This is a genomic window from Agrobacterium sp. GD03872, from assembly GCF_029840625.1.
GTDB lineage: Bacteria > Pseudomonadota > Alphaproteobacteria > Rhizobiales > Rhizobiaceae > Agrobacterium > Agrobacterium fabrum_A.
On the sequence record NZ_JAOCCY010000039.1, the window covers coordinates 1 to 2090 of the forward strand.

The window sequence follows — 2090 nt, forward strand, 5'->3', positions numbered from 1 at the left end:
CAGGGCATCACCCTGACCTACATCCAGCCCGGCAAGCCCCAGCAGAACGCTTATGTCGAGCGCTACAACCGGACGGTCCGCCACGAATGGCTGGACCTCTACATCTTTGAAACCATCGAGGAGGTGCAGCAGATCGCCACCGAATGGCTCTGGACCTACAACAACGAACGCCCGAACATGGGCATCGGCGGGGTCACACCTGCCATGAAGCTGAAGATGGCCGCGTGAGTTCTACGGCTGCACCCCGTTAAAACGGGGAGGATTACCCCACCACGCAGGGCGGCAACTGACCGAAAAACGCCAGCACTTGGTCCCGTCTCAGCTTCTTGCGCAGCAACACGCGCCCGGATGCATCAGCCCCATGCGCCTGAAACACATTCTTCGCCAGGTCGAGCCCAACCGTGATAATCTCCGACATGACCGCTCCTCTCTGTGGATCCTCGCAGACCCACCTTGGCACAGCGATGCCGTCGGGGGGCGGTCACATCATCAACGCCCCTGACTGGAGCCAACGTTACATGCCCGGAGCCCGCTGCTCGGCAATTTCCACCACCTTCGCGACACGACCATTTCCGTTTCTAAAATCGCTGCTACGATAAGCGCGCTATTTTACTCTTTGACTCGGGAGCCGCTCGCCAGGTGACGACAGTTCTTGCGACAATACTGGCTGTTTTTGGCGCCTTGGCAGTCGCCTATTGCGTCTGGGCCGCGATTGCATCGGCGCGCACGCCACAGGGTGCAGCCGCTTGGGTCGTCTTTCTCGTTTCATCGCCGTGGTTCGGCGTTCCAGCCTTCCTTGTGCTCGGTCGCCGCAAAGTCCGCGACTATCGCGCGGCATGGCGAGAAAGCCATGACCTGTTCAGCATACAAGATACCGAAGCGAGCAGAGGCACCCTCCCGTTTGAACGGGAGAAAACGCTGCGCGCGCTCGAACGCATCGGGGGACTGCCCTTTACCGGCGGAAATGAGGTCCGGCTGCTGATCGACGGCGGCGCGACCTTCGATGCCATCTGCGCAGTGGTCGACAGCGCGCGCGAAAGCGTATGTGTGCAGTTCTACATCATACGAGACGACGGGCTTGGACGGCGCTTGGCGGATCACCTCGTTGCTGCCGCCGCGCGCGGCGTGAAGGTCCGCGTGATGTATGACGGGGTGGGCAGCCAGAAACTGCCGGAGGCCTGGGCCGCCAGATTGCGCGACGCCGGTGTCGCCGTGCTGAACCCGGATCACTCCAGAGGTCCAACATCGCGGTTGGAGATCAACTTTCGTAATCATCGCAAAACGGTTGTCGTCGACGGTGACGTGGCCTTTGTCGGCGGGCACAACGTTGGCGACGAGTATCTCGGCCTTGACCCGCAGTTCGGCCGCTGGAGAGACACACATGTCGAGATCCGGGGGCCGGTCGCGGGGCAGATACAAGCCGTTTTCGCGGAGGACTGGCATTGGGCCAGCGGCGAGTCCCTGACGGACGATTTGCCATGGGAGGCGGGTGACGCGACGGACCCGGAAAACGCGACGCTTGCAGCCCTAGTGCCAACGGGGCCCGGAGACCCGATCGACAGCGGTAGCCTGATGTTCTTCACCGCGATCACGGCTGCCCGGGACAGGATCTGGATCGCCTCGCCCTATTTCGTACCGGACACCGACATCATGTCCGCGCTCGTCTCTGCGGCCCTTGCAGGTCGGGATGTGCGGATTCTGCTCCCCTCCACGATCGACCATTATCTGCCGTGGCTCGCTTCGCACGCCTATTTCGACGAATTGCGTGCAACAGGCGTGCGGTTCTTCCGCTATTGCGACGGCTTTTTGCACCAGAAGGTCATTCTCGTGGATGACGATCTGGCAGCGGTCGGGACCGCGAACCTCGACAACCGTTCCTTCCGGCTCAATTTCGAGAGCATGGTCTTCGTCGCAGACGGGGCCTTTGCGTCCGACGTGGAGCGCATGCTGTCTGACGATTTTGTACAGAGCGATGAACTGATCAGCGCGCTTGTCGATCAGCCGCTTCACATCCGGATCAGTTCGCCTCTTGCGCGGCTTTGGGCACCGCTTCTTTGAGAGTAATGAGGATTGTCAGCTAGGGTCCAGAC

The 2090-nt window shown here is 61.1% G+C and carries 2 protein-coding genes and 1 pseudogene; 2 read left to right on the top strand and 1 reads right to left on the bottom strand.

Translation table 11 applies throughout. The features are described from left to right. Positions 1-228, top strand: a 228-nt coding sequence (locus N5D22_RS27090) for an integrase core domain-containing protein (RefSeq protein WP_151616770.1), incomplete at its 5' end; no start/stop codon positions are given. A gap of 40 nt (positions 229-268) precedes the next feature. On the opposite strand, the pseudogene N5D22_RS27095 reads toward N5D22_RS27090, so the two are convergent. Next, positions 269-418, bottom strand: a pseudogene (locus N5D22_RS27095) (IS110 family transposase); the annotation flags it as partial. Between the two features lie 221 nt (positions 419-639). Between N5D22_RS27095 and cls the strand changes: the two are divergent. Further along, complete coding sequence (gene cls / locus N5D22_RS27100) at positions 640-2058, top strand: cardiolipin synthase (RefSeq protein WP_035747392.1); 1419 nt, start codon at positions 640-642, stop codon at positions 2056-2058. The last annotated feature ends 32 nt before the right edge of the window (positions 2059-2090 follow it).